The organism is Rhizobium leguminosarum bv. viciae (assembly GCF_012276115.1).
GTDB classification, from domain to species: domain Bacteria; phylum Pseudomonadota; class Alphaproteobacteria; order Rhizobiales; family Rhizobiaceae; genus Rhizobium; species Rhizobium leguminosarum_T.
On sequence record NZ_WIEU01000001.1, the window covers coordinates 523348 to 547517 of the forward strand.

Here is a 24170-nt window from a genome sequence, read left to right on the forward strand (position 1 = left end):
ATCGTGCTTTGCTCGACATGGCACGGCATGCTGCGACCGCTTTCTCCAGAGTGGCGGCCTGCCGTTCCGTCCGTCCCGGCGGCACAAAGGAAATGCAGCGCCACGCTGCGGTGTTATGGCTCCCCGCCGACCTGCCGCCGGCGCCAAGCCGCAGGTGCCTCTCCTGCACGGTTGCGGAAAAATCGGGAAAAATAAGCCGGATCCTCGAATCCAATTTCCCGGCCGACATCCTCGACAGAGCGGATTGTAAACTTCAGCAATCGCTTGGCCTCCAGTAGGCGTCGATCGAGCAGCAGATCCTTGACCGATTGGCCGAATACCTCGCGCGCGGCCTTGTCAAGCAGATGGGGTGTGGTCGCCAGATAATCGACATAGCGGCTGACAGGCCAGTCCTCTTTGTAATGATTGTCGATGGCTCGCCGAAGAGCAATGCCGAGAGCGCCCGCTGGTGATGTCATCTGGACATCTCTCGCCCCAGCAAGACGGGCCAACATCGACAGAGCGACCGAGACAAGACCGACGACAACCTTGTCCTCCTTACCGCCGCTGCCCCGATATTCGTCGGCAATCATTTCAAGCGTCGCCCCGAGCCGTGACCAGCCCGGATCGTGCGCCTCGCCAATGAGCAGTATTGGTGTGTCAAGATCGAGTGCCACCTGTGGATCTATCGCACCCAGTAAATCGTCAGATACCGACACAACGATCGCATCGGATTGCTCGCCGACATCGAAAGCATGAACCACGTTGCTCGGCACGAAGCTGATCGTTGGAGCCGAAAAATTCCAAGTCTGGTCGTCGATGCGATAGACGCCGCCGCCTCGAAACCAATAGGTGATTTGCCCCATGGAGGAATGCTTATGCGGCGCAACATGGCCGAAATGCACGCTTCTGCGCGCCATAACGGTCTCAACATGGAGGAACCCAACATCGAGTGAACGGCTCGGCTCGCCATAGACGAAGAATGAGGGAATATCGTTTTTTGCCATCGTACCGGAAAAAGTACCAGCGAATTGCCTGCTTTGTCCATGGCTCGAAATCACGCGCGGTCTTACCTTCCTGTCACAATCTCAAGGGAGGAACACGGGATGCGACCTGAAGATCACCGGGCAGACAAGACCCGCCCGTTCACCGGCGCCGAATATCTGGCGAGCCTGCGCGACGGCCGCGAGGTCTATATCAATGGCGAACGTATCGCCGACGTCACCACGCACCCGTCGATGCGCAACTCTGCCCGCTCGATTGCCCGCATGTACGACGCGCTTCACGACGAGAAGACCAAAGCGCGCCTGACGTCACCGACGGATACCGGATCCGGCGGATACACCCACAAGTTCTTCCGCGTCGCCAAATCGTCCGAAGACCTTGTCGCACAGCAGGGAGCGATCGCCGACTGGGCGCGCATGTCCTATGGCTGGATGGGCCGCACGGCCGATTACAAGGCCGCATTAATGAACACGCTCGGCGCCAATGCCGACTGGTATGGCCCGTTCAAGGACAATGCGCTCGCATGGCACAAGCGCGCGCAGGAAGCAGCATTGTTCATGAACCACGCGATCGTCAACCCGCCGATCGACAGACACAAGCCGGCCGATGCGGTGAAGGACGTGTTCGTCCACATCACCAAGGAAACCGACGCCGGCATCTATGTGTCTGGCGCCAAGGTCGTCGCGACCTCTTCGGCCCTGACGCACTACAACTTCCTCGCCCAGAGCTCGGCAACCATAACCGAGGACCCTTCGCTGTCCGTCATGTTCATCGTTCCGATGAATGCGCCCGGCATCAAGATGTTCTGTCGCGTCTCCTACGAACAGACGGCCAATGCGGAAGGCCAACCCTTCGATTATCCGCTCTCCTCGCGCTTCGACGAGAACGACGCCATCCTGGTGCTCGACAATGTGTTCGTGCCGTGGGAGGACGTTCTGGTGATCCGGGATGCGGCGAAGATCCTGTCCTTCCATCCGGCCTCAGGCTTCATGCACGGCTACTGCTTCCAGGGCTGCACGCGTCTTGCCGTGAAAATGGACTTTCTCGCAGGTCTCCTCGCCAAGGCGCTCCGCGCGACAGGCGGCGATGCCTTCCGCGGCAACCAGGCCATGCTGGGCGAAGTGATCGCCATCCGCCACCAGTTCTGGGCTTTTTCCGATGCAATGGCGCACAATCCCATTCCTTGGGCGAACGGCGCCGTGCTGCCGAACCTGGAGGCCGCGCTCTGCTACCGGACCTTCATGTCCGAAGCCTATCCCAAGGTCATCGACATCGTCCGGCGTACTGTGGCGTCCGGCCTCATCTACCTGCCGTCCTCGGCAAAGGATTTCCAGAACCCGGAGATCAATCGTTATCTCGCGCAGTATGTCCGCGGTTCCAACGATATGTCTCATATTGAGCGCATCAAGATCATGAAACTGCTCTGGGATGCGACGGGAACGGAATTCGGTGGGCGCCATGCTCTTTACGAGCTGAACTACGCCGGGGCGCCGGAAGAGGTTCGCTTGCAGGTCCTCAAAGGCGCCGAACGTGGCGGCCGCTTGAAGGAGATGGAAGCGCTGGTCGATCAGTGTATGTCAGATTATGACGAAAACGGCTGGACCGGCGACACCTGGCTGCCGCCGCTCAACGATATCCGTCCACTGCGCGATGCGGCCGAGTGAGGGTGGTGTGATGGCCGCTTCTGTCTCGAAGACCGAATTTCGCAATGCGATGGCGAGGGTATGCGCTCCCGTCAATGTCATCACCACCAACGGATCCGCCGGCCGCGGCGGGTTCACGGCGACAGCCATGTGCTCGGTCACGGACGAGCCCCCAACCTTGCTTGTCTGCATGAACAGCCGGTCAGCCCAGACGGGTATCTTTGTTGAAAACCGTCGGTTCTGCGTCAACGTCCTGACGCCGGAACACAAGGATCTGGCCAGCTATTTTGCCGGACAGCAAAGCGACATGGATGCGCGCTATGCAGCCGCCGACTGGATCAACCTGTTGTCCGGGAACCAGGCTCTCGCCAACTCGATCGTCTCCTTCGACTGCCGCCTGATCGAGGCGCGGCCGGTCGGGACGCACAACATTCTGATCGGAGAGGTCGTCGAAATCCGCTCGCGCAAGGACGGGCACGCGCTTCTGTATTTCGACCGTAACTATGTGCATGTGCCGACACAGACCGGCAGCTTCGGCGGTTGATTCCAGGCAGCCGCTCATGTCGGGAACCTTCAAAGGGATTTCAAAATCTCCCTTGACATGCGACTAAATAGTTAACATGTTAAAGATATCGGCGTCTGGGAGGACACATGCCACATTTGACCGTCGAATATTCGGCCAACCTGGAAGGTCGCGCCGATATGGGAGCCCTTTGCGGCACCTTGCTTGAAACGGTTCTGGAAACGGGCCTGTTTGAAATCGGAGCCGTCCGTGTGCGGGCGCTGAAAGCTGATCACTACGCCGTCGCCGACCGACTTGCCGAAAACAGCTTCATCGACCTCAATTTCCGTGTCGGCGCGGGCCGCAGCGCAGAAGAGAAGAAGCGTACGGGCGACGCTTTGTTTGCCGCGGCAAGCGCCGCCCTGGCTCAGCTCTTTGACACCCCCCACTTCGCGCTGTCGCTGGAAATCCGGGAGATCGACGCGGAGTTGAGCTGGAAGAATAACGCCATCCATCCGCGCCTGCGCGGCAAATAACCCAGACTGCCGCTGGTATCGCGAGCGGTTGAGCCAAGGATCATTCCATGTCCATACTTGAGGAAAACATCACCAAGGCGCAAGCCTATCTCGCCCGGTTCAGGGACAACGGCGTCTTGAATCGCATTGGAGGCGAGGACGTCGCTGCAGCCGACGGTTCGACGTTTGAAACGATTTCGCCGGTCGATCTGAAGCCGCTTGCCAACATCGCTCGTGGCAAGGCGGAAGATATAGACCGCGCGGCGAAGGCCGCCAAGGCTGCGTTCCCGGCCTGGGCGGCCATGGATGGCACAGCCCGCAAGAAGCTGCTGCACAAAATCGCCGATGCCATCGTGGCGCGGGCTGAGGAAATTGCCTTTGTCGAGTGCATGGACACCGGACAATCGTTGAAGTTCATGGCCAAGGCTGCCTTGCGCGGCGCTGAGAATTTCCGTTTCTTTGCCGACCGTGCGCCGGAAGCTCGTGACGGCAAATCCTTGCGCGCCGATGGCCAGGTGAACATCACAACGCGCAACCCGATCGGTCCGGTAGGCGTCATAACACCGTGGAATACACCGTTCATGCTGTCCACCTGGAAGATCGCGCCGGCGCTCGCGAGCGGTTGCACGATCGTCCATAAGCCGGCCGAATTTTCGCCGCTGACTGCTCGCCTGCTGGTCGAAATCGCAGAAGATGCCGGGCTGCCCAAGGGTGTATGGAACCTCGTCAACGGGTTGGGTGAAGATGCTGGCAAGGCTTTGACCGAACATCCGCTGATCAAGGCCATCGGCTTCGTCGGCGAAAGCCGCACCGGCTCCATGATCATGAAACAGGGCGCCGACACCTTGAAACGGGTCCATTTCGAACTCGGCGGAAAAAATCCCGTCATCGTCTTTGCCGACGCCGATCTCGAACGCGCTGCCGATGCGGCCGTATTCATGATCTACTCGCTGAACGGCGAACGCTGCACCTCGTCCTCGCGACTGCTGGTCGAAGCGAGCGTCTATGACACGTTCACCACGATGGTCGCCGAGAAAGCCACGCGCATCAAGGTCGGCCATCCGCTCGATCCGGAAACGGTGATCGGCCCGCTGATCCATCCGGTGCATGAGACGAAGGTTCTCGAATATATCGGCGTCGGCAAGGCCGAAGGCGCAACCGTTGCAGCTGGCGGGGCGAAATTCGATGGACCGGGCGGTGGCTGCTATGTCTCGCCGACGCTTTTCACCGGTGCCCACAACCAGATGCGCATCGCGCAGGAAGAGATTTTTGGACCGGTGCTCACAGCGATACCGTTCAGGGATGAAGCCGAGGCCCTCGCGCTTGCCAACGACGTCCAATACGGCCTGACGGGCTACCTATGGACGTCGGATCTCACCCGCGCCTTCCGCTTCACTGACCATCTTGAGGCGGGCATGATCTGGGTGAATTCGGAAAATGTGCGACATCTGCCCACGCCCTTCGGCGGCGTCAAGAATTCCGGCATCGGCCGCGACGGCGGCGACTGGTCCTTTGATTTCTACATGGAAACGAAGAACGTCGCCTTCGCCACGAAGCCCCACGCCATCCAGAAGCTGGGTGGCTGATTTTCAGAAAACCAACGAACACGAGTGCCTGTTTCATGGAGTGAGACAGGCCGGAGGAGGACTCAATGGCACTGCCTGCACCCAATCTCTACCCGCCCTTCAACATCGTGCGCCTCAGCCATGTCGAATTCGGCGTCAAGGATCTCGAAAAGTCGCGCGCCTTCTATGTCGATACGCTCGGCCTGCAGGTGACGGACGAGACCGCCGACACGATTTATCTGCGGGCGATGGAAGAGCGCGGGCATCACTGCATCGTGTTGAAGAAATCCGATAAGTCGGAAGCGCGCGACCTGGGCTTCAAGGTCTATGACGAGGCAGAACTCGACAAGGCAGCGCATTTCTTCAAAGGCAAGGGCTTGCCGGTGGAATGGGTCGAGCGTCCCTACCAGTCGCGCACCTTCCGCACCCGCGACCCGCACGGAATTCCGCTCGAATTCTATTCCAGGATGGACCGCCTGCCGCCGATCCATCAGAAATACGCACTCTACAGGGGCGTGAAGCCGCTGCGGATTGATCACTTCAACTGCTTCTCGCCCAATGTGGACGAGTCGGTCGCCTTCTACAACGAGATCGGCTTCCGGGTGACGGAATACACGGTGGACGAGGAAACAGGCCGCCTTTGGGCTGCCTGGACCCACCGAAAGGGCGGCGTGCATGACATCGCCTTTACCAACGGCACCGGCCCGCGCATGCATCACACCGCCTTCTGGGTTCCGACGCCCCTCAACATTATCGACCTGCTCGACCTGATGGCGACGACCGGTTGGGTTGCCAATATCGAGCGTGGCCCTGGCCGCCACGGTATTTCGAACGCCTTTTTTCTCTACATTCTCGATCCGGATGGTCATCGTATCGAGATTTACTGCTCGGACTACCAGACGGTCGATCCGGACCTCGAGCCGATCAAGTGGGACCTTAAGGATCCGCAGCGCCAGACGCTCTGGGGAGCGCCCGCGCCAAAATCCTGGTTCGAGCATGGCAGCGTTTTTGCCGATACGCCGGTACGCGATTCCGACCTCAAAGCCCAGCCGATCATCGCTCCTTAAACTTCCCACACCTCCCCACCTGGCGGACCTTCGGGTCTGCCATTTTTTGCACAGCAAGCGAGAAGCGACCATGCAGCTCAAGGATCCGACGCTCTTTCGACAGGCCGCACTGGTCGGGACCCAATGGATCGAGGCCGATCCGGACAATGCCATTGAGGTTACGAATCCGGCAACAGGCCAAATCATCGGCCGCGTGCCGAAGCTCGGCGCGACGGAGACTCGTGACGCTATCGTCGTGGCCGAACGCGCGCAAAAAGAATGGGCTGCACGCACCGCCAAGGAGCGCTCGGCCATCCTGCGCAAATGGTTCGAGCTGATGATGGCGAACCAGGATGACCTCAGTTGCATCCTGACGCTTGAGCAGGGCAAACCGCTGGCCGAGGCCAAGGGTGAAATTGCCTATGGCGCAAGCTTCATCGAGTGGTTCGCGGAGGAAGCGCGTCGCGTCTACGGCGACATCATTCCCGGACACCAGATTGACAAGCGAATCCTAGTGCTCAAGCAGCCCATCGGCGTGGTGGCCGCTATCACACCCTGGAATTTCCCCAATGCCATGGTTACCCGCAAGACTGGCCCGGCACTGGCCGCAGGCTGTGCCGTGGTTCTGAAACCGGCGTCTCAGACCCCTTTTTCTGCCATTGCTCTGGCCGTCCTTGCCGAACGCGCCGGCCTGCCTCTCGGTCTGTTCAGCGTGCTCACCGGTTCAGCCCGCGAGATCGGCGGCGCACTGACAGAGAGCTCGATCGTCCGCAAGCTGACATTTACCGGTTCGACTGAGATCGGAGCCGAACTCTATCGCCAGTGCGCGCCGACCATCAAGAAGCTGGGCCTGGAGCTCGGCGGCAACGCGCCCTTCATCGTCTTTGACGATGCCGACCTCGATGCTGCCGTCGAAGGCGCCCTGATCGCCAAGTTTCGCAACAACGGCCAGACCTGCGTCTGCGCCAACCGGCTCTATGTCCAGGAGGGTGTCTATGACGCCTTTGCCGAGAAACTGGCAACGGCCGTCGGCAAGCTGAAAACCGGCAGCGGCCTGGATGAAGGCGTTATCCTCGGGCCGCTGATCGATGAAGCTGCCGTGGCTAAGGTCGAGGAGCATGTCTCCGACGCGCTGGCCAAAGGCGCGCGCCTGATCCAGGGCGGCAGGCGACACGAACTGGGCGGCACCTTCTTCGAAGCGACGGTGCTCGCCGATGTCACGCCAGACATGGTGGTGGCGCATGAAGAGACTTTTGGACCGCTTGCGCCTCTCTTCCGGTTCAAGGACGAGAATGATGTCATCGCGCAGGCCAATGACACCGAATTCGGCCTGGCGTCCTATTTCTATGCAAAGGACCTCGCCCGCGTCTTCCGCGTCGCCGAGGCACTCGAATACGGCATGGTCGGCGTCAATACCGGTCTGATCTCGACCGCCGAGGCGCCTTTTGGCGGCGTGAAGCTTTCCGGCCTCGGACGCGAGGGGTCGAAATACGGTATCGAGGACTTCATCGAAATCAAATATGTTTGCCTCGGCGGCATCGCCTGAGGAGGCAAGGAGAAACCATGTCTCATCCCAAGTTCGTCAGCTTTTCCCGCAATGGCAGCACCGGTTATGGCCTTCTGATCGAGACAGGAGTTGTCGATCTCTCCGCTCGTCATGGATCGAAATGTCCGACCTTGCGGGAAGTTATCGAAGCAGGCGCACTCACCTTGCTGGCCGAAGACGCAAAGAGCCTTCCTGCCGATTTCCCGCTGTCCGAGGTCACTTACGAAATCCCGATTCCCCAGCCGGAAAAGCTGATCTGCGTCGGCGTGAACTTCCCGGACCGCAACGAGGAATACAGGGACGGCCAGTCGGCGCCCGCCAATCCGTCCTTGTTCATTCGCTTTCCGCGGTCCTTCACCGGCCATGACCAACCGTTGATCCGTCCACCGGAAAGCCCGCAGCTCGACTACGAAGGTGAGATCGTCATCGTTATCGGCAAGGGCGGCCGGCGCATTCCCGAAGCGCAGGCGCTCGATCACGTTGCAGCACTTTCTCTCTGCAATGAAGGCACGATCCGCGACTGGGTCCGCCATGCCAAGTTCAACGTGACACAGGGCAAGAATTTTGACCGCACCGGCTCGATCGGCCCTTGGCTCGTGCCCTACGTCGACGAAAACCAACTGGCTGACATCGAGCTAAAAACCCGCGTCAATGGCGAGGTTCGCCAGTCGGATCGTACAAGCCGCATGATCTTCTCCTTCCGCAAGATCATTAACTACATCTCGACCTTCACCACGCTGGTGCCGGGCGATGTAATCGTCACGGGTACTCCGACCGGCGCCGGCGCGCGTTTCGATCCCCCAATCTGGCTGAAGCCCGGTGATGTCGTGGAAGTCGAAGCCGACGGCATCGGCATCTTACGCAACACGATCGCCGACGAGGTTTGAGCATGCTGACGAAAGACCAGATCGAGGAAGCCGCAACCCGTCTCGACGAGGCCGAGCGCACCCGCGTGCAGACCGGGCTCCTGTCCCTGCAATACCCGCAGATCGTTATGGACGATGCCTATGCGATCCAGGGCACCTGGGTGCAAAGGAAGATCGCCGCGGGCCGCAAGGTGATCGGCTGGAAGATTGGACTGACCTCCAAGGCCATGCAATATGCACTGAATATCAATATCCCGGATTCCGGTGTGCTCTTCGATGACATGGTTTTCGAGGATGGCGCGACCGTTTCCGAAGACCGTTTCATCCAGCCCCGCATCGAGGCCGAAATCGCCTTTGTGATGAAGGCGCCGCTGAAGGGGCCGGGCGTCACCGTCTTCGACGTGCTGAACGCCACCGACTATGTGACACCGGCGCTCGAAATTCTCGATACCCGCATCCTGCGCATCGACCCGGAAACGAAAAAGGCCCGCACGGTCCATGACACGATTTCCGACAATGCCGCCAATGCGGGCATTGTTACCGGCGGGCGCGCGGTGCGCCCGGACCAGATCGACATGCGCTGGATGGGTGCGATCGTCAGCCGCAACGCCGAGGTCGAGGAAACTGGACTTGGTGCTGGCGTGCTCAACCAACCAGCGCGCGGCATCGCCTGGCTTGCCAACCGGCTGGCGCAATACGGCGACGGCATCGAAGCGGGACAGATCGTGCTCGCCGGCTCCTTCATCCGGCCGATCGAAGCCCGGCATGGCGACACCATTGTCGGCGACTTCGGACCCTACGGCACCGTCAGCCTGTTCTTCGAATAAGGATCGCCATCATGCCTGCCCCCAAGAACACTTTCAAACAAGCACTGCGGGAAGGCCGGCCCCAGATCGGTCTCTGGCAGGCGCTGGCCAATCCCTACACGGTCGAAATCTCCGCTGGAGCCGGCTATGACTGGCTTCTGCTCGACGCCGAGCACGCGCCCAATGACATCCCGCTTCTGGTGTCCCAGTTGCAGGCGATGAAGGGAAGCGACAGTCATGCGATCATCCGCCCGCCGATCGGTGAGACTCATATCATCAAGCAGTTGCTCGATATCGGCGCGCAAACCCTGCTTGTGCCGATGGTCGACAGCAAGGAACTTGCAGACGCCATGGTGAAGGCCGTGCGCTATCCGCCGCACGGCGTGCGCGGCGTTGGCGCTGCCCTGGCGCGGGCCTCTGCGTTCAACCGTATTCCCGACTATCTGCAAACCGCCAATGACGAGATCTGCCTGCTATTGCAGATCGAAAGCCGGGCGGGTCTCGCGGCGCTGGACGCTATCACTTCCACCGAAGGCGTGGACGGCGTGTTCATCGGGCCCGCCGATCTCGCTGCCGATATGGGCTATCTCGGTAAGCCAGGCGCATCGGAGGTCCAGGCCGAGGTCGAACGCGCGCTTTTGCGAATCCAGAGCCATGGCAAGGCTGCGGGCATTCTCACTGGCGACCTTAATCTTGCCAAGCGTTATCTTGAACTGGGCGCGACCTTCGTTGCTATCGGCAACGATGTGACGCTGCTCGCCAATGCCACGACAAAGCTGCTTTCCGATTTTCGGGTTGCCACGACGGCCAAGGCGGTGGCGACTGCAAACACCTACTGAGCTAAACGTCTTCGCCGCTTGGCTTGCCGTCAAGTTTCAGGGCGGCAAGGTCGTCAAGCATGTTGAGCAATTCTTCGACACGGCTTGCACCGAAGCGGGCATCGATGTCCGCATAGACCCGACGGCTGTCCGGCATCACCTCGTCAATGATGGCTTTGCCGGGCGGCGCAAGCTTTAGAAGCACCCGCCGCCCATCCGCCTTGTCCTTGTGCTTGGTGATGAAATCACGCTCCTCGAGCGAGCGGATCATGCGGGTGAGGCTTGGGGCCAGAATGAAAGCCTTTTCCGCGACTTCGGTGGCATCCAGCGTTCCTGCCTCAGCCAGCGCGCGGATCACCCGCCACTGCTGCTCGGTCACGTTATGGGCCGCAAGGATTGGCCGAAAGTGGCTCATCACCGCTTCACGGGCGCGCAGGAGCCCAATCGCAAGCGAGCGCCGCTCGCGGGAAGCGGGGCCGGCAGAACCCATGCCACTTTCTCTATCGTCGATCGGTTCATTCTTCATGCTGGTTCTTTCTATCCGGTGTTTCGGCGCTTGTGCAATCGCGGGCATTCGCAGATCCTGCTGGATCGAACCGCAATTAAGTTGACAAATGCCGCGAAGAGTATTTCCTTAACATAGAAACTATCTCGGCGGAGCCCGCGATTTTTCATTTAGTCTTTGGGAGGAGGCTAACATGCAGCAAATGGTGGAATTGGGGGCCCTGATCCCCAAGCAATGGCCAGTAACTCCCGTGGACGACTGGACTGATCAACTGAAATCAATCTGCGGGAGCTTCAATTCGCGCCGCGTCGAATGCAAGGTCGTCACCGGCAGCGCTACGATCATGGACGCTGGCGGTCTGGAACTGGCACAGGTGGCCAACGATCTCGACATCATCCATCGCGACTTCATCGACATCAAGCGTGACTACGGCGAGAACCTGTTCCTGTTGTTGCAACTGGAGGGAACCTGCGGCATCGAGCAGCGGGGTCGCCAATCAATCATCGCGCCGGGCGACTGCATTCTGGTGGACAGCTCGGCACCCTCCATCTTTCATTTCGGCGGTCATTTTTCCAACCATCTGTCCGTCCACCTGCCGCGCCAGTTGATCGTCGCCGGCAAGGCCGCACAGGTGGAGATCTCGCGGCGGCTCGAAGCCGAAGACCCCATGTCGGCGATGTTGCGGGCGCTGGTCGCCAAGCTGATCCGCACCGATGCACAGGACAAGCGGGCACAGAATTTGAGAGAGTTGCTGTTCAGCGCCACGCGTCAGGCCTTTGCAATGGATGAGGACCCGGATCAGTCTTTTCCGGTTGATAGTCCAGGCGGGCGACTGGAAATCGTCCAGATTCTGATCGACCGGCACCTCACCGACGAACACCTGACGCCTCAGTGGCTGGCCGACAAGGTTGGCATCTCGTTGCGCACGCTGCAGGATGACTTCTCGGCACTCGGAACCACGGCGACATCTCTTATCCGCCTGCGGCGCCTGCACCTGGTTCACGAACAGCTGCTCCAGATGAAGAACGGACCGTCCGCGCCAACTATCGCCGAAGTTGCCTATTCCGCCGGCTTCAACGACATCTCCTATTTCAACCGCTGCTTCCGCAAAGCCTTCGACTGCTCGCCGAAAGACATCCTGCAGCACTAGAGTCGCGTTTTTGTCCTATTCAGACCGCGCCGGAGCCCAAGACAGCGCGGCGCACATGGAATTGAATGCCTCTCGAAACATTGCTTTGGGAGGAGTTCGACATGAAGCGCTATACGCTGCTCATCGGCGGTACCGCGGTGGAAACCGCACATCACGTAGACATTCGCAACCCATCCACCGGCGACATCGTCGGTGCCATGCCGATGGCGACCCAGGCCGACCTTAATGCCGCAGTGGAAGCAGCCGGCCTGGCATTCGCGACGTGGAAGCTGAAATCCAGCACCGAGCTTGCCGACGCGTGCCGGGCCGTTGCTGCCAAAATCGAAGCCCATGCCGAGGAACTCGCGCAATTGCTGACCCTCGAGCAGGGCAAGCCGCTCAACGGTCTCGGTTCGCGTTTTGAAATCGGCGGCGCGCTCGCCTGGACCCGCCATACCGCGGAAATCGAACTTCCCATCGAGGTGCTTCAGGATGCGCCGGAGGGCCGCGTCGAACTGCATCGCAAGCCAATCGGCGTCGTCGCCTCGATCACGCCATGGAACTGGCCGGTGATGATCGCCTGCTGGCACATCATACCGGCGATCCGCACCGGCAACACCGTCATCATCAAACCATCACCGCTGACGCCGCTATCGACGATCCGACTCGTGGAGTTGATGAACGAGGTTCTGCCGCCCGGTGTTGTCAACGTCGTTACGGGCGAAAACGAGATCGCCGCCGCACTGACCGCCCATCCCGGCATCGCCAAGGTTACCTTCACCGGCTCCACTGCTACCGGCAAGAAGGTCATGGCCAGCGCCGTCGATACGCTGAAGCGTTTGACCCTGGAACTCGGTGGAAATGACGCCGGGATCGTCCTGCCCGATGCCGACCCGAAAGCAATCGCCGAGGGGCTGTTCTGGGGTGCCTTCATCAACAACGGCCAGACCTGTGCCTGCCTGAAGCGCCTCTACGTTCATGACAGCATCTACGACGCCGTCTGCGAGCATCTCGCCGCCTACGCCGCCAACATCCCGGTCGGCGACGGCATGGAGGAAAGTTCGGTGCTGGGTCCGGTGCAGAACAGCATGCAGTACGAGATCGTCGCCTCCTTTGTCGAGGAGGCGAGAGCCAGAGGTGGGCGCATTCTGACCGGTGGCAATCCCAACGGCGGCCCCGGCTATTTCTATCCGGTGACGCTGGTCGCCGACATCGATCATGGTGCCAAGCTCGTCGATCTTGAGCAGTTCGGCCCGGCCCTTCCGATCATCCGCTACAGCTATGTAGAAGAGGCGATCAGAAAGGCCAACGACAATCCGGCCGGTCTCGGCGGCTCGGTATGGGGGGCGGATCTCGCCAGGGCGAAAGAGGTCGCAAGCCGTCTCGAATGCGGTTCGGTCTGGATCAACAAGCATGGTGCAATCCAGCCGAATGCTCCGTTCGGCGGGGTAAAGCAATCCGGTATCGGCGTCGAATTCGGTGCCGACGGATTGAAGGAATTCACCACTATCCAGACCGTCTTCTGCTGACGTGAAACACCCGGCACGCGCTGTTTTTCCTGCGCTGCCGCGATGGAGCCTATCATGAACGAATTTGACTACATTATCGTGGGCGGCGGCTCGTCTGGTTGCGTCGTTGCCGCGCGTCTCTCCGAGAACCCCGGCAACAAAGTGCTGCTCATCGAGAGCGGCACGCGGGATGCCGACAAGTTCATCCATATTCCGGCGACATTTTTCAAAGTCATCGAAAGGGGCAAGGACGTCCAATTCTATGTCTCGGAACCGGACAAGGGCCTGAACGGCAAGCCGAACGTCGTGCCGCAGGGCCATGTCATCGGCGGCGGCAGTTCGATCAATGCGATGATCTACATTCGTGGCCAGCGGGAAGATTATGACACCTGGGCCCAGATGGGCTGCCGCAACTGGTCCTACGACAAGGTGCTGCCGGCATTCCGGGCTGTCGAGGGCAATCAGCGTCTCTCCGGCGAATTCCATGGCGCAGAGGGCGAACTTAAGGTTTCCGACCGTCGCTTCGGCCACGCCCTGTCTTGGGCGTTCATCCGCGCTGCGCAGGAAGCAGGCATCCCCTATAACGAGGATTTCAACGGCAAGGTCCAGGAGGGCGTCGGCTTCTATCAGACGACGACCCATAACGGCCGGCGCTGGAGTTCCGCGCAATCCTTCCTGCGCGACGCCGAAAAGCGTCCCAATCTAACGATCCTGACCAGTACGCGCGTTCACAAGGTGCTTTTCGAGGGCAAGAAGGCCGTCGGCGTCCTGACGGAGACAGGCACAACGTACAAAGCCCGCAGCGAGGTCGTTCTGACGTCCGGCGCACTCGCTACGCCTAAAATCCTGCAGCTGTCCGGGATCGGCGACGCCGCCCATCTGCAGAGCCATGGCATCGGCGTCGTTTCCGATCTGCCCGGCGTCGGCGAGAACTACCAGGACCATCTCGAGGCCACCGTTCAGGTCGAGGTCAAGGATCCGATCTCCATGTTCGGGCAGGACAAAGGGCTCAGGGCCGCTGGCCACATGCTGCAATACCTGCTGACCAAAACCGGCTTGCTGACCTCGAGCGTCGTGGAATCCGGTGGTTTCGTCGATACGGCCGGCGCCGGACAGCCCGATGTCCAGTTCCATGTGCTGCCAAGCTTCGTCGGATTTGGCGAACGCGCCGCCGTCCTCGGCCACGGCATTTCGATCGGCCCCTGCTTCCTGCGGCCCCAATCCCGTGGCACGGTAAAGTTGCGCTCGGCCGATCCGAAGGACAGAGCCCTGTTTCACGCAAATTCCTTCTCCAATCCGGCTGATCTGGAAACGCTTGTGCGCGGTGTCGAATGGGCGATCCGGATCACCGAGGCTCCGTCCCTTGCGCGGATCGTCAAGCGGCGGGTTCTGCCGGAACCTGGCATCGAGAAAGATCCGACTTCCCTGCGCAACTATATCCGGAGCATCTCCAAAACCGTTTTCCATCCGGCGGGCACCGCCAAGATGGGCCCCGCCGAAGATCGCATGGCGGTCGTAGGAGAGGATCTGAAAGTGCGCGGCGTCGAGGGACTTCGGGTCGCCGATGCCTCCATCATGCCGACGCTCGTGTCCGGCAACACCAATGCGCCCTGCATCATGATCGGCGAGCGCGCATCCCGCTTCATTCTCGGCAAGGAGGCCGCCGCATAAGCGAAAGCGGCGCCCTTTTTGACTTTCATGCAACGTTTCTTTGGGAGGAGAACACATGACCAAGACAACTCTGTTTCTTGCTGCATCGACCGCCGCGATCATCTTCAGCGGCGGCTCGGCCTTCGCAGCCCCCGCCTGCGGGCTCAGCAACGGCCAGAAAGCGGCCGGTGAACCGATAAAGGTGGGCGCCGTGGTCGGCCAGACAGGCCCCGATGACTTCTCGTCGTCCGCCGACGCGGCGCGAGCCTATTTCAATTGCGTCAACGAAAACGGCGGCATCAATGGCCGACCGATCGAGTATTTGGTTGAAGACGACCAGTGGAATCCGGAAGTCGCCAGTCAGGTCGCGACCAAGCTGGTAAAGGACGAGCAGGTCGTAGCCCTTGTCGGCAACGGGTCGTTCGTCGAAATGGGCGTCAACGCCAAACTCTATGCCGACGAAGGCGTCATGGCGATGGCCTCGGCGTGTGCCGTGGCGGAGTGCTTCGAATCCTCGAACATCGTTTCCACCAATGAAGGGCCTTTGCCCTCCAGCGTCGGTGCGGCGCAATGGGCCGTCGGCAATCTCGGCGCGACGAATGTCGTGTGCATTGGCCTCACCATTCCGTCGGTCGGCCCCTATTCCTGCGGCTGGACGGAAAAATACATGCAGGCAAAGGGGCTGGCAGGAACAAGCATCCTGCTTGACCCCGCCGCCGCCGACATGAATGCTTCTGTGCTGGAAACGGTCGCCAGCGGTGCCGACACGGTCCTCGTGAATCTGCCCGCCGGCATGGCGGCCGCCTACCTCAAAGCGGTCGAGGAACAGAATCTTCGCGACAATTTCAAGTGGATCTCCTCGACCCCGCTCTATGATGCCGACGTCCCCGGCATGCTTGGTGCCTATTGGGACGGCGTGATGAACGTCAACATCGAGTTGACCCCGATCGACGGCACAGAACCTGACGCCGCCAACTGGCGGGAGGTCATGCAGAAGCATGCCCAGCCAGAGGATCCCCGCGACACCTTCAGCCAGTCCGGCTATCTCTCGGCACGTTTCTTCGTCGATGCCCTGTTGAAGCTCGATCCGGCCAAGATCGATCGGGCCTCGGTGACCGAAGCCATTCAGCAGATCAAGAACGAGAACTCCGACCTGTTGTGTGGACCATACTATGTCGGCAAGGCGGACCGGCATATGCCGAACCATGCCAACATGATGGTGCAGATCTCAGGCAACGGCTTCAAGGTCATCAGCAAATGCGCGGACGTCGACAGCGCCTATCTCGATCCGATCCGCGCCGCTGAAAAAGAACTCGGCATCACCAACTGATTGGATACGCGATGAACGCTCTCGGCCTGTTCCTGGTTTCCGGCCTTGCCGTTGGGGCGCTTTATGCCCTCGGCGGCGTCGGGCTGGTGCTTCTCAACCGCGCCACGGGCGTGCTGAATTTTGCCTACGGCGCCATGGGCGCCGCAGGTGCCATGACCGCCTGGCAACTGTTGCAGTGGAACTGGCCGGAACCCATTGCCTGGCTCGCCTGTATCGGCATCGCGCTGGTCCTGTCTCTGGCGTTCGGCCGGCTGATCGCCCCGGGACTTGCCCATCGTGAACCGGTGGTCAAGGCGGTGGCGACCCTCGGGTTAGCGCTTGCACTGCTCGGCGTTATGAACCTGATCTGGACCGTCACGCCGCGCAAGCTTTCGTTGACACCCGACAGCCTCTCACTGTCGGTCGTCGGTTTGCGCGTGACCGCGACGCGGTTGATCGCACTGGCTGCTGGCATCGGCGTGACACTCGGCATGGGATTGTTCCTCGCCCGCACGCGCATGGGCCTGATGATGCGTTCGCTTGCCGACAACCGCGAAATTGCGGCCATCCTCGGAACACCGGTCAGGCGCGTCGAAACTTTCGCCTGGGGCATATCCGGCGTTCTTGCCGGCTTCACCGGTCTGTTGTTTGCCACCCTCGTCCGGCTCGATCCGGCGGTGCTGACCTTTCTTGTGATCCCGATCATTGCCACGACCATCATCGGCCGACTTGCCTCAATCCCCGCGACCTTCGCCGCCGGGCTCATCATCGGCATGTTCGAAAGCCTGCTGACCCTCTACAAACCGTTGGCGCCCTTCCGCGTTGCCACCCCCTTCATTGTCGCGATTATTGCGATGATGTGGATGCAGCGCGGCCGCAAACTGACATTCGCCGGACAGGATTGACGCCATGCAAACCGTCATCGAACCGCTCGCCGCTAAAATCTCCACACCCCCTACGGCCTTGAGACCACTATTGCAGAGATACGCGCCACAGATGTTTTTCACTGCGATGGCCGTCATCGTGCCCCTCGCCGCCAATGCGCTCTGGGTGAAGGTGTTGACCGGCACGGCAATTTATACGCTGACCGCCGCCAGCATCGCATTGTTGTATCGCCGGCTGGGGCTGGTATCCCTTGCGCAGGTGGCGCTGATGGGCTGCGGCGGCTGGATCGCGCTACGCCTTGCCCATGGCCTCGGCCTGCCGTTCGAACTGAACCTCCTGTCCGGCGGCTTGTTTGCCGGAGTGATCGGCATGGTCCTCGCCTATCCGGCGCTGCGCATGCGCGGTCTCTATCTGGCGCTGATCACCCTAATGGCCGCTGGCGGTTTCGGCATCCTCATCAACGTCTTGCAGTTCCCCAACGGCGGCGGCGGCCTGACCGGTTTTGCCGTCCAGGCCGTCACCTACATGCCGCGTCCATACCTGGCGGCGTCGGACAGCGCCTATTTCCGCTATTGCATGGTGGTCGTGGCGTTTGGGTTCCTGCTGATCGACTGGCACGAGCGCAGCCGCGCCGGCCGGGGCTGGGCGCTGATCCGCAAGAGCGAGGCCTCAGCCATGGCAGCGGGGGTGGACGTTACACGCTACAAGGTCTGGGGTTTTGCCCTGTCCGGCTTTCTGGCCGGAATCGCCGGCGCTCTTCTGGCGGGCAATCTCCAGCTTCTCGACGCCCGTTCCTTTCCGCCAGCAGAATCGGTGATGATCTTCGCGCTGACCATCGTTGGCGGTGCATGGCACTGGTATGGCGCGGTGATTGCCGCCCTGCTCTACCGGCTGGTACCGGCCTACCTCAACGACCTCGGTATCAATGGCGATACCGCCTATGTGATCTTCGGCCTTGCCCTGATCCACGCCCTGATCACCGCGCCGAAAGGCCTCGCCGGTCAGTTGACCGATGCGGTCAGAGTTTTGCGCTCACGGGAGGAGAAGCGATGATCTCGATCGACGACGTCACCGTCACCTTCGGCGGTGTCACCGCGCTCAACTGCCTGACCGTCATCCTCGATAAGCCGGTCTTCGGCATCATCGGCCCGAACGGAGCCGGCAAGACCACCTTCCTCAATGTCCTGTCCGGCTTCGTCACACCCCAGTCCGGCCAGATCACTATGGATGGAGCAGATATTCTCCGGCTCGCACCGCATCAGCGGGCACGCTGGGGGCTGCGCCGTTCCTTCCAGAAGGAGCAGGTGGTCGATGAACTGTCGGTCGAGGACAATGTTCGCGTCGTACTCGACCCCCTTCCAATGTCGGGAAACGATCGCGAACGTGCGCTGATGGCCGCTCTGGAGTTCGTGGGCCTTTCCGCCGTTCGTGGTCTGAACGCCGCTGGCCTCAACGCCTTCGAACGCCGGATGGTCGAGATTGCCCGCTGCGTTGTCGGCAAGCCGAGGCTGATCCTCCTCGATGAACCCGGCGCCGGGTTTTCACAGGGCGAAGTTGACAGGCTTCGCCAGATCATCGACGGCATCAGGGCGTTCAACAGCGCAACGACGCTGCTGATCGACCACGACGTCGATCTCATTCAGGCTGTCTGCCAGGACACGATGGTGCTCGATTTCGGGTCGCTGATTGCCGTTGGCGCGACTGCGGCTGTGCTGACGGATCCGAAGGTCCGCGCAGTCTATCTCGGCGTGGAGGATGTGGCTGCATGAGCACGTTTACGGTCAGCAATTTGTCAGTCGAGCGCGGCGGCAAGCGGGTCATCGATGATCTGAGCTTCACATTGCAAAGCGGTCGCATCACCGCCCTTCTCGGCCCCAATGGCGCCGGCAAGAGTTCGCTGGTGCTGGCGATTGCCGGTGCGCAGCCGGTCGCCTCGGGTACGGTGGCGGTCGATGGACGGGTCGTTTCCGGGCAATCGCCGGAGGTTGTGCGGGCCGCGGGCATTGCAGCGGTACCGGAAGGCCACCGCGTGCTTTCAGGCCTCAATGTCGAGGACAACCTGCAGGCCGCAGGCTTTCAGCAATCGGCAGCAGACGCCGCAAAGGCGGTGGACGAGGTCTATGCCATCTTCCCGGAACTGGCAGAGCGCAAGAAGCAGCGTGCCGGCTCCATGTCCGGCGGTCAGCAGCAGATGCTAGCTCTGGGCCAGGGCCTCGTTGCCCGCCCGAAATTCATCCTTGCCGACGAGATGTCGCTTGGGCTCGCGCCGCTGGTCGTCAAACGGCTGATGGCCGTGCTGTCCCGTCTCGCGGCCCAGGGAACCGGTATCCTGCTGATCGAGCAGTTTACTGCTCTCGCGCTTAAAGAGGCACACGACGCGCATGTCCTGTCGCGCGGCCGGTTTTCTTTCAGCGGGGCGCCGGAGATACTGCGGCAAAATCCCGACATTCTGCACAAGGCCTATCTCGCCTGAGTTCCACGTCCTGCCGCCCATCATCGGAGCGATGGTCGGGGAGACAGTTGCATCGATACTGGCAGGTTAGGCCGAACCGCTCTTCGACCCTCCTTGTAACCCGATCGTTTCCCGGCGGTTTCGTTCCGCCGCGAGAAGCAGAGTCAAGAAACATCCTCACCTTGGTTGGCCGGAAACGGGCTGGCGGAAACATAGCGTAAATGCCGCCCACCGGCAGCGACCATTCAGGAAAGAGTGGAGCAAGCTTTCCGGCACGGATATCCGCTCACCAGATAGGCCCGTTTGCGATTCGCAGCATGGGTATTCGTCATTTTAGGTCGAAGTAGCACGCGACCTACACCACCTCCCGGGACACGATCCAATGGAGTCCAATCCATCGCGTGCCAGGATTGCCGTGTAGCATCCTTCGATCTCGCCTCCCTGTCCCGCTATAAGTGGCGCGAAGTGAGGTGGCGGGCTTCGTCCTCCGCGGCATTCACAGCCGTCGCAAGCAGCGCGGATAGAGCAAAAATGAGCGATCTAGATTTCATTTCCCACTCTCTGCGATTCCGGGACACACAATACCGAAGCAAGTCGACAGCTCTTTGACTCCTGCCGCATTGAACCTCAGGCTCGCCGGTCTGCAACGCGTGCCATAGTGTCGGCGGGGGCCGGCAGGACAGCTCGGCCATTTGAGGCGGGCACCCGATAGGGTTAGCGTGTTAAGTATTGTAGAATATGCGGATATGCGCATAATTTCCGCGGCTGCCGCTGCTAGGCAAGATTGATCGAGGGCTCTGGAGATCCCATGGAAACAATCGTCGAGGACGCCCGTGTTGACGTAGTGTCGCCCGAACTCGTAGTCGATGCACTGTTTGCGTGCCGAAAGACGGCGGCGATAAGGGCGGCCATCGAGCTTGATCTCTTTACTCATATAAACGAGGGCGAGACGGCAGCATCGCTGGCGTCGGCAACAAGCGCCTCGGAGCGTGGGGTGCGCATCCTGTGCGACTACCTTGTGGTACATGGTTTTCTGACAAAGGAGAGCGGACAGTACCGAATGACGCCCTCGACCAGAATGTTCCTCGATCGCAATTCGCCGGCCTATATGGGCGCGGCCGTCGAGTTCACGGCCGCACCCGAAATACTGGATAATTTTCTGCGCGATCCGGCCGCCGTCGTGCGAAACGGCGGTTCGGCCGGGCTTGCGAACGTGTCGGCAGACAACCCCGTCTGGTTGAAGTTTGCGCACGGCATGGGCTCCTTTACCGGGCTCAGCGCCAAAATGCTGGCTGGCGAAATCTCCGGCTGGCCGAGGCCTCCCAAAAAGGTGTTGGACATCGCTGCAGGTCCAGGCGTTTTCGGGATCGAAATTGCGAAGGCCTTTCCAACGGCGGAGATCGTCGCCGTCGACTGGGTCGCAGTATTAGCGCTGTCGAGGCAGAATGCGGAAAAAGCCGGCGTGGCTGACCGGTACCAGACGATAGCCGGCAGTGCTTTCGATCTTGAGTGGGGCACGGGTTATGACCTTGTCCTGCTTCCGAATTTTCTGCACCACTTCGATTTGCCGACATGTGCCCAACTGTTACGAAAGATCATCGCCAGCCTTGCAGAGCATGGTCGGATCGTCGCGGTCGATTTCGTGCCGAACGAAGATGGCGTGTCGCCGCCTTTTCCCGCAGCGTTCTCCTGGGAGATGCTCGCCAGCACGCCGGCTGGCCAGGCTTATACGCAAAGTGAGTTGACCGAGATGGCAAGACTTGCCGGCCTTGTCGGCGTCACGGTCAAATCGATGCCACCAACTCCGGCAAGCGTTATTCTCTTTGAATAGCCGGTCGACCGTCATCTGCGTCGCCTAGCTGACACCTGCCGAGTCACTGCGCTGAAGCATGTGGCCGCTACAAAAAGCGCTTATCGTTCGCCGCATTTGCTCGTGCCCGGCGGTTCGATTCCGTTCAAGGCGGTCGTCCTGCTTTTTGTGGCAAAGCATTATGGACACAGCGATATTCTCATATCCCGCCGCATCCTGTAGGCTCGATATCTGCAGCCCTCAGGAATTTTAGATCGATGAAGAAAACTTTCAATCCGGCCTCGGTGCGTCGGCCTTTTGGAAATTACAATCACGGCCTGCTGGTGCCGCCCGGCGCATCGCTCCTGGTCACATCGGGCCAGCTCGGCATCGGTCTCGACGATGCTGTTCCGAGCGACATCACCGCGCAGGCGGAGCTCTGCTTCGAGGCGATCAAGGCGATCCTGCAGGAGGCGGAGATGAGTTTTGCCGACGTCATCCGTATTTCGGGCTTCGTCACCCGCCGCGAGGATTTCCCGGCCTATATGGCCGTGCGGGATCGCTATACGCTCGATCCGAAGCCGGTTTCCACCTTGCTTGTCATCGGCGGCTTTACGCGCCCTGAGTTCCTGGTCGAAGTGGAAGTGACGGCCGCGAAAATTTTCTAAAAGCGCTCCATCGCGTCTCCGACGCGGGCGAGGAATTTTGCCCGCGTCTCCGGCGTGCAATTGTTCATGTCGTAATGGGCGAGGAACGTCACCGGCCTCACCGGATTGATCTGCGCCCTCAGCACGCGCTTGACGATTTTCTTCGGCGGGTTGCCGGCGGCGAAGGCGCGGAAGGGCGTTGCGCCATAAGTCAGGACGGCTGCGAGCTTGCGGATGTGGCGCAGCCGCGATTCCACCTTGCCGTTGACCAGCTCGAAGGAAACGCCCGGCAGCCACACGCGGTCGAAATATCCCTTCAGGATCGCCGGAAAGCCGAAATTCCAGATCGGGGTGCAGATCACCAGCCCCTCGGCCGCCTTCAACCTTTCGACATGCGATCCCACCAGCTTCAGATTTTCCGGATAGTCGTGATAGACGAGCCGGTCGCGGCGCGAGAGCACCGGATCGAACTGCTCTTCATAGAGGTCGCAGCCATCCACCGTATGCCCGGCCTTCTGCAGACTCTCGACGGTCTGCCGGTAAAGCGCCTTGCCGTAACTTTCCTCGACCGGGTGAGAGTGGAGGACGAGAACCCTCATGAGGCCTCCATCAGGGCCGCCAGGCCGGGGAAGAGATAGTTCTTACCGGCGTTGAAGTCGAAATCGGGATTTTCCCAGGCGATCATCTTGCCGGGATTGAGCAGGCCCTTCGGATCGGTTTCCTGCTTGAAAGCGAGTTGCACAGCGTCGGTGCGCTTCATGCCGCCTTCTTCGAGCGTATAGCGGTGCGGGTTGAAGATCGGGCATCCATTGTCCTGATGGATCTTGATGATCTCCTCCAGCCGCTCCTCGGTGGTGTAGCGCACCAGCGGCAGGCCGGAGCACTGGATCTGGCCGTCAAATTTGATGAATTCGAGATGACCCGGCACTTCGTCACCAAAGATTTCGACCATCTTCCGAACCTTGGCGACATGATCCGGTCCCGGATATTGCACCTGCAGATAGGTGAAGCTCGGGTCGACCTTCAGCGCGCGCAATGTCGTGTGGTTCCAGGCAAGCTCGTAGGCATGCGGGATGCCACGCATGCTTTCCACCTTGTCGGAGCGGAACATGATCTCGCCCTTCTGCGCCGCCGTAAAGGCCAGAAAGGCATCCATGGAGTGCGGCGCGATCATCAGCACGACGATCGACTGGCCCTGACGGATGTAGGGTTTGTGGCGGGTGAAATAGTCGTGAGGGATGGGAGCGGCGATCGGGGCAATTTCCTTGACGAGAATGCCGTTGCATTTCGCCAGCGCGTCGGAAAAGCGCACCGCTTCCATGAAATCGTCATAGCCGACCAGCACGTCGACCCAGTCATAGGCAGGCGCAAGCGGCATCTCGATCTCGGTGATGATACCGTTGGTGCCGTAAGCGTGGCTCACCTTCTGGAGATCCCAGCCGGTGAGGTCGAGCACGCGCGGTTCGGCTTCCATGGTGATGACGCGCAGGCGCAGGATGTTTCCGAGGTCGCGCAAGCCGCCCCAGGTGATCGAGCCAACGCCGCCCGAGCCGCCGGCGATGAAGCCGCCGACCGTCGCCGTCTGCGCGGTGGAGGGGTGGAAGCGCAGCTCCTGGCCGGAATGGGCCTTTGTCTGCTTGTCGAGCTGGGCAAGCACGATGCCCGGTTCGCAGATGACGCGGCCGGGATGGATCTCCTTGATCTTGTCCATGGCGGCGAGGTTGAGCACGATGCCGCCGGAAAGCGGCATGGCCTGGCCGTAATTGCCGGTGCCGGCGCCGCGCGGCGTGACCGGCACGCCATGGGCATAGGCGACCTTCAGCGTCCTTATGACCTCTTCCTCGGTCTTCGGTGTGACGACGAGATCGGCGGAAACATTGTCGAGTTGCGCCTTCAGGATCGGCGAGTACCAATAGAAATCCCGGCTCTTCTGGCGCACCAGCGCCGGATTGTCCTCGACGGCGATGCCTTCGAGTTCCTTTTTGATCTTCTGATAATCGGCCAT

23 protein-coding genes are annotated in these 24170 nt (G+C 60.6%); 19 read left to right on the forward strand and 4 right to left on the reverse strand.

Annotation, left to right across the window (positions count from 1 at the left end; genetic code table 11):
• Window positions 1-113 precede the first annotated feature (113 nt).
• The gene (locus tag GFM02_RS02435) at window positions 114-986 is read right to left on the reverse strand and encodes a helix-turn-helix domain-containing protein (RefSeq protein ID WP_168272008.1); all 873 of its coding nucleotides are present in this window, start codon (window positions 984-986) and stop codon (window positions 114-116) included.
• Window positions 987-1085: 99 nt separating this feature from the next.
• On the opposite strand from GFM02_RS02435, the gene GFM02_RS02440 reads away from it, so the two are divergent.
• The 9 genes from GFM02_RS02440 to hpaI all read left to right on the forward strand — a co-directional run bounded on the left by GFM02_RS02440 (window position 1086) and on the right by hpaI (window position 10312).
• Window positions 1086-2648: a 4-hydroxyphenylacetate 3-hydroxylase N-terminal domain-containing protein gene (locus GFM02_RS02440; protein WP_168271969.1), complete on the forward strand. Its 1563-nt coding sequence runs from the start codon at window positions 1086-1088 to the stop codon at window positions 2646-2648.
• Between the two features lie 10 nt (window positions 2649-2658).
• Entirely contained in the window at window positions 2659-3171 is a 513-nt protein-coding gene (locus GFM02_RS02445) for a flavin reductase (RefSeq protein ID WP_168271970.1), read from the forward strand.
• A gap of 107 nt (window positions 3172-3278) precedes the next feature.
• A complete protein-coding gene (locus GFM02_RS02450) occupies window positions 3279-3665 on the forward strand; it encodes a 5-carboxymethyl-2-hydroxymuconate Delta-isomerase (RefSeq protein WP_168271971.1) in 387 nt (128 codons plus the stop codon).
• 47 nt (window positions 3666-3712) lie between these two features.
• On the forward strand, window positions 3713-5230 hold the full coding sequence (gene hpaE, locus GFM02_RS02455; protein ID WP_168271972.1) for a 5-carboxymethyl-2-hydroxymuconate semialdehyde dehydrogenase: 1518 nt from the start codon (window positions 3713-3715) through the stop codon (window positions 5228-5230).
• A gap of 65 nt (window positions 5231-5295) precedes the next feature.
• Window positions 5296-6276 carry a 3,4-dihydroxyphenylacetate 2,3-dioxygenase gene (hpaD, locus tag GFM02_RS02460; RefSeq protein WP_168320672.1) on the forward strand — a complete coding sequence of 327 codons (981 nt, stop codon included), beginning with the start codon at window positions 5296-5298 and terminating at the stop codon, window positions 6274-6276.
• A 70-nt stretch (window positions 6277-6346) separates the two neighbouring features.
• Complete coding sequence (gene gabD / locus GFM02_RS02465) at window positions 6347-7801, forward strand: NADP-dependent succinate-semialdehyde dehydrogenase (protein ID WP_168320673.1); 1455 nt, start codon at window positions 6347-6349, stop codon at window positions 7799-7801.
• A 17-nt stretch (window positions 7802-7818) separates the two neighbouring features.
• The gene (locus tag GFM02_RS02470) at window positions 7819-8688 is read left to right on the forward strand and encodes a fumarylacetoacetate hydrolase family protein (RefSeq protein WP_168320674.1); all 870 of its coding nucleotides are present in this window, start codon (window positions 7819-7821) and stop codon (window positions 8686-8688) included.
• A 2-nt stretch (window positions 8689-8690) separates the two neighbouring features.
• Entirely contained in the window at window positions 8691-9494 is an 804-nt protein-coding gene (gene hpaH, locus GFM02_RS02475) for a 2-oxo-hept-4-ene-1,7-dioate hydratase (protein ID WP_168271976.1), read from the forward strand.
• Between the two features lie 11 nt (window positions 9495-9505).
• A complete protein-coding gene (hpaI, locus tag GFM02_RS02480; RefSeq protein WP_168320675.1) occupies window positions 9506-10312 on the forward strand; it encodes a 4-hydroxy-2-oxoheptanedioate aldolase in 807 nt (268 codons plus the stop codon).
• Window position 10313: 1 nt separating this feature from the next.
• Here the strand turns inward: hpaI and hpaR are convergent, their stop codons facing one another.
• On the reverse strand, window positions 10314-10781 hold the full coding sequence (gene hpaR / locus GFM02_RS02485; RefSeq protein ID WP_246792051.1) for a homoprotocatechuate degradation operon regulator HpaR: 468 nt from the start codon (window positions 10779-10781) through the stop codon (window positions 10314-10316).
• 208 nt (window positions 10782-10989) lie between these two features.
• Here hpaR and GFM02_RS02490 point away from each other — a divergent pair, with 208 nt between their 5' ends.
• The 10 genes from GFM02_RS02490 (at window position 10990) to GFM02_RS02535 (ending at window position 22186) form a co-directional block, all read left to right on the forward strand.
• On the forward strand, window positions 10990-11946 hold the full coding sequence (locus GFM02_RS02490; protein WP_246792007.1) for a helix-turn-helix domain-containing protein: 957 nt from the start codon (window positions 10990-10992) through the stop codon (window positions 11944-11946).
• Between the two features lie 101 nt (window positions 11947-12047).
• Window positions 12048-13454 carry an aldehyde dehydrogenase family protein gene (locus tag GFM02_RS02495; protein WP_168320677.1) on the forward strand — a complete coding sequence of 469 codons (1407 nt, stop codon included), beginning with the start codon at window positions 12048-12050 and terminating at the stop codon, window positions 13452-13454.
• 54 nt (window positions 13455-13508) lie between these two features.
• Window positions 13509-15104 carry a GMC family oxidoreductase gene (locus GFM02_RS02500; RefSeq protein WP_168320678.1) on the forward strand — a complete coding sequence of 532 codons (1596 nt, stop codon included), beginning with the start codon at window positions 13509-13511 and terminating at the stop codon, window positions 15102-15104.
• A 55-nt stretch (window positions 15105-15159) separates the two neighbouring features.
• The gene (locus tag GFM02_RS02505) at window positions 15160-16413 is read left to right on the forward strand and encodes an ABC transporter substrate-binding protein (RefSeq protein WP_168271981.1); all 1254 of its coding nucleotides are present in this window, start codon (window positions 15160-15162) and stop codon (window positions 16411-16413) included.
• Window positions 16414-16424: 11 nt separating this feature from the next.
• Window positions 16425-17297: a branched-chain amino acid ABC transporter permease gene (locus GFM02_RS02510; protein ID WP_168320679.1), complete on the forward strand. Its 873-nt coding sequence runs from the start codon at window positions 16425-16427 to the stop codon at window positions 17295-17297.
• Between the two features lie 91 nt (window positions 17298-17388).
• The gene (locus tag GFM02_RS02515; RefSeq protein WP_168320680.1) at window positions 17389-18330 is read left to right on the forward strand and encodes a branched-chain amino acid ABC transporter permease; all 942 of its coding nucleotides are present in this window, start codon (window positions 17389-17391) and stop codon (window positions 18328-18330) included.
• On the forward strand, window positions 18327-19046 hold the full coding sequence (locus GFM02_RS02520; RefSeq protein ID WP_168320681.1) for an ABC transporter ATP-binding protein: 720 nt from the start codon (window positions 18327-18329) through the stop codon (window positions 19044-19046). Before GFM02_RS02515 ends, GFM02_RS02520 begins: the two co-directional genes overlap by 4 nt.
• Window positions 19043-19750: an ABC transporter ATP-binding protein gene (locus GFM02_RS02525; protein ID WP_168271984.1), complete on the forward strand. Its 708-nt coding sequence runs from the start codon at window positions 19043-19045 to the stop codon at window positions 19748-19750. The genes GFM02_RS02520 and GFM02_RS02525 overlap by 4 nt, the downstream gene beginning before the upstream one ends.
• A 787-nt stretch (window positions 19751-20537) precedes the next feature.
• Window positions 20538-21560: a class I SAM-dependent methyltransferase gene (locus tag GFM02_RS02530; protein ID WP_168320682.1), complete on the forward strand. Its 1023-nt coding sequence runs from the start codon at window positions 20538-20540 to the stop codon at window positions 21558-21560.
• A gap of 236 nt (window positions 21561-21796) precedes the next feature.
• Window positions 21797-22186, forward strand: a complete 390-nt coding sequence (locus tag GFM02_RS02535; protein WP_168320683.1) for a RidA family protein — start codon at window positions 21797-21799, stop codon at window positions 22184-22186.
• On the opposite strand, the gene GFM02_RS02540 is transcribed toward GFM02_RS02535, so the two are convergent.
• The gene (locus GFM02_RS02540) at window positions 22183-22764 is read right to left on the reverse strand and encodes an NAD(P)H-dependent oxidoreductase (RefSeq protein WP_168320684.1); all 582 of its coding nucleotides are present in this window, start codon (window positions 22762-22764) and stop codon (window positions 22183-22185) included. The genes GFM02_RS02535 and GFM02_RS02540 overlap by 4 nt on opposite strands.
• A complete protein-coding gene (locus tag GFM02_RS02545) occupies window positions 22761-24170 on the reverse strand; it encodes an FAD-binding oxidoreductase (RefSeq protein ID WP_168320685.1) in 1410 nt (469 codons plus the stop codon). Before GFM02_RS02545 ends, GFM02_RS02540 begins: the two co-directional genes overlap by 4 nt.

Bases quoted from the DNA above. Each gene is read 5' to 3' on its own strand.
- GFM02_RS02435 (WP_168272008.1), bottom strand. From the start codon at position 986: ATGGCAAAAAACGATATTCCCTCATTCTTCGTCTATGGCGAGCCGAGC.
- GFM02_RS02440 (WP_168271969.1), top strand. From the start codon at position 1,086: ATGCGACCTGAAGATCACCGGGCAGACAAGACCCGCCCGTTCACCGGC.
- GFM02_RS02445 (WP_168271970.1), top strand. From the start codon at position 2,659: ATGGCCGCTTCTGTCTCGAAGACCGAATTTCGCAATGCGATGGCGAGG.
- GFM02_RS02450 (WP_168271971.1), top strand. From the start codon at position 3,279: ATGCCACATTTGACCGTCGAATATTCGGCCAACCTGGAAGGTCGCGCC.
- hpaE (WP_168271972.1), top strand. From the start codon at position 3,713: ATGTCCATACTTGAGGAAAACATCACCAAGGCGCAAGCCTATCTCGCC.
- hpaD (WP_168320672.1), top strand. From the start codon at position 5,296: ATGGCACTGCCTGCACCCAATCTCTACCCGCCCTTCAACATCGTGCGC.
- gabD (WP_168320673.1), top strand. From the start codon at position 6,347: ATGCAGCTCAAGGATCCGACGCTCTTTCGACAGGCCGCACTGGTCGGG.
- GFM02_RS02470 (WP_168320674.1), top strand. From the start codon at position 7,819: ATGTCTCATCCCAAGTTCGTCAGCTTTTCCCGCAATGGCAGCACCGGT.
- hpaH (WP_168271976.1), top strand. From the start codon at position 8,691: ATGCTGACGAAAGACCAGATCGAGGAAGCCGCAACCCGTCTCGACGAG.
- hpaI (WP_168320675.1), top strand. From the start codon at position 9,506: ATGCCTGCCCCCAAGAACACTTTCAAACAAGCACTGCGGGAAGGCCGG.
- hpaR (WP_246792051.1), bottom strand. From the start codon at position 10,781: ATGGGTTCTGCCGGCCCCGCTTCCCGCGAGCGGCGCTCGCTTGCGATT.
- GFM02_RS02490 (WP_246792007.1), top strand. From the start codon at position 10,990: ATGCAGCAAATGGTGGAATTGGGGGCCCTGATCCCCAAGCAATGGCCA.
- GFM02_RS02495 (WP_168320677.1), top strand. From the start codon at position 12,048: ATGAAGCGCTATACGCTGCTCATCGGCGGTACCGCGGTGGAAACCGCA.
- GFM02_RS02500 (WP_168320678.1), top strand. From the start codon at position 13,509: ATGAACGAATTTGACTACATTATCGTGGGCGGCGGCTCGTCTGGTTGC.
- GFM02_RS02505 (WP_168271981.1), top strand. From the start codon at position 15,160: ATGACCAAGACAACTCTGTTTCTTGCTGCATCGACCGCCGCGATCATC.
- GFM02_RS02510 (WP_168320679.1), top strand. From the start codon at position 16,425: ATGAACGCTCTCGGCCTGTTCCTGGTTTCCGGCCTTGCCGTTGGGGCG.
- GFM02_RS02515 (WP_168320680.1), top strand. From the start codon at position 17,389: ATGTTTTTCACTGCGATGGCCGTCATCGTGCCCCTCGCCGCCAATGCG.
- GFM02_RS02520 (WP_168320681.1), top strand. From the start codon at position 18,327: ATGATCTCGATCGACGACGTCACCGTCACCTTCGGCGGTGTCACCGCG.
- GFM02_RS02525 (WP_168271984.1), top strand. From the start codon at position 19,043: ATGAGCACGTTTACGGTCAGCAATTTGTCAGTCGAGCGCGGCGGCAAG.
- GFM02_RS02530 (WP_168320682.1), top strand. From the start codon at position 20,538: ATGGAAACAATCGTCGAGGACGCCCGTGTTGACGTAGTGTCGCCCGAA.
- GFM02_RS02535 (WP_168320683.1), top strand. From the start codon at position 21,797: ATGAAGAAAACTTTCAATCCGGCCTCGGTGCGTCGGCCTTTTGGAAAT.
- GFM02_RS02540 (WP_168320684.1), bottom strand. From the start codon at position 22,764: ATGAGGGTTCTCGTCCTCCACTCTCACCCGGTCGAGGAAAGTTACGGC.
- GFM02_RS02545 (WP_168320685.1), bottom strand. From the start codon at position 24,170: ATGGCCGATTATCAGAAGATCAAAAAGGAACTCGAAGGCATCGCCGTC.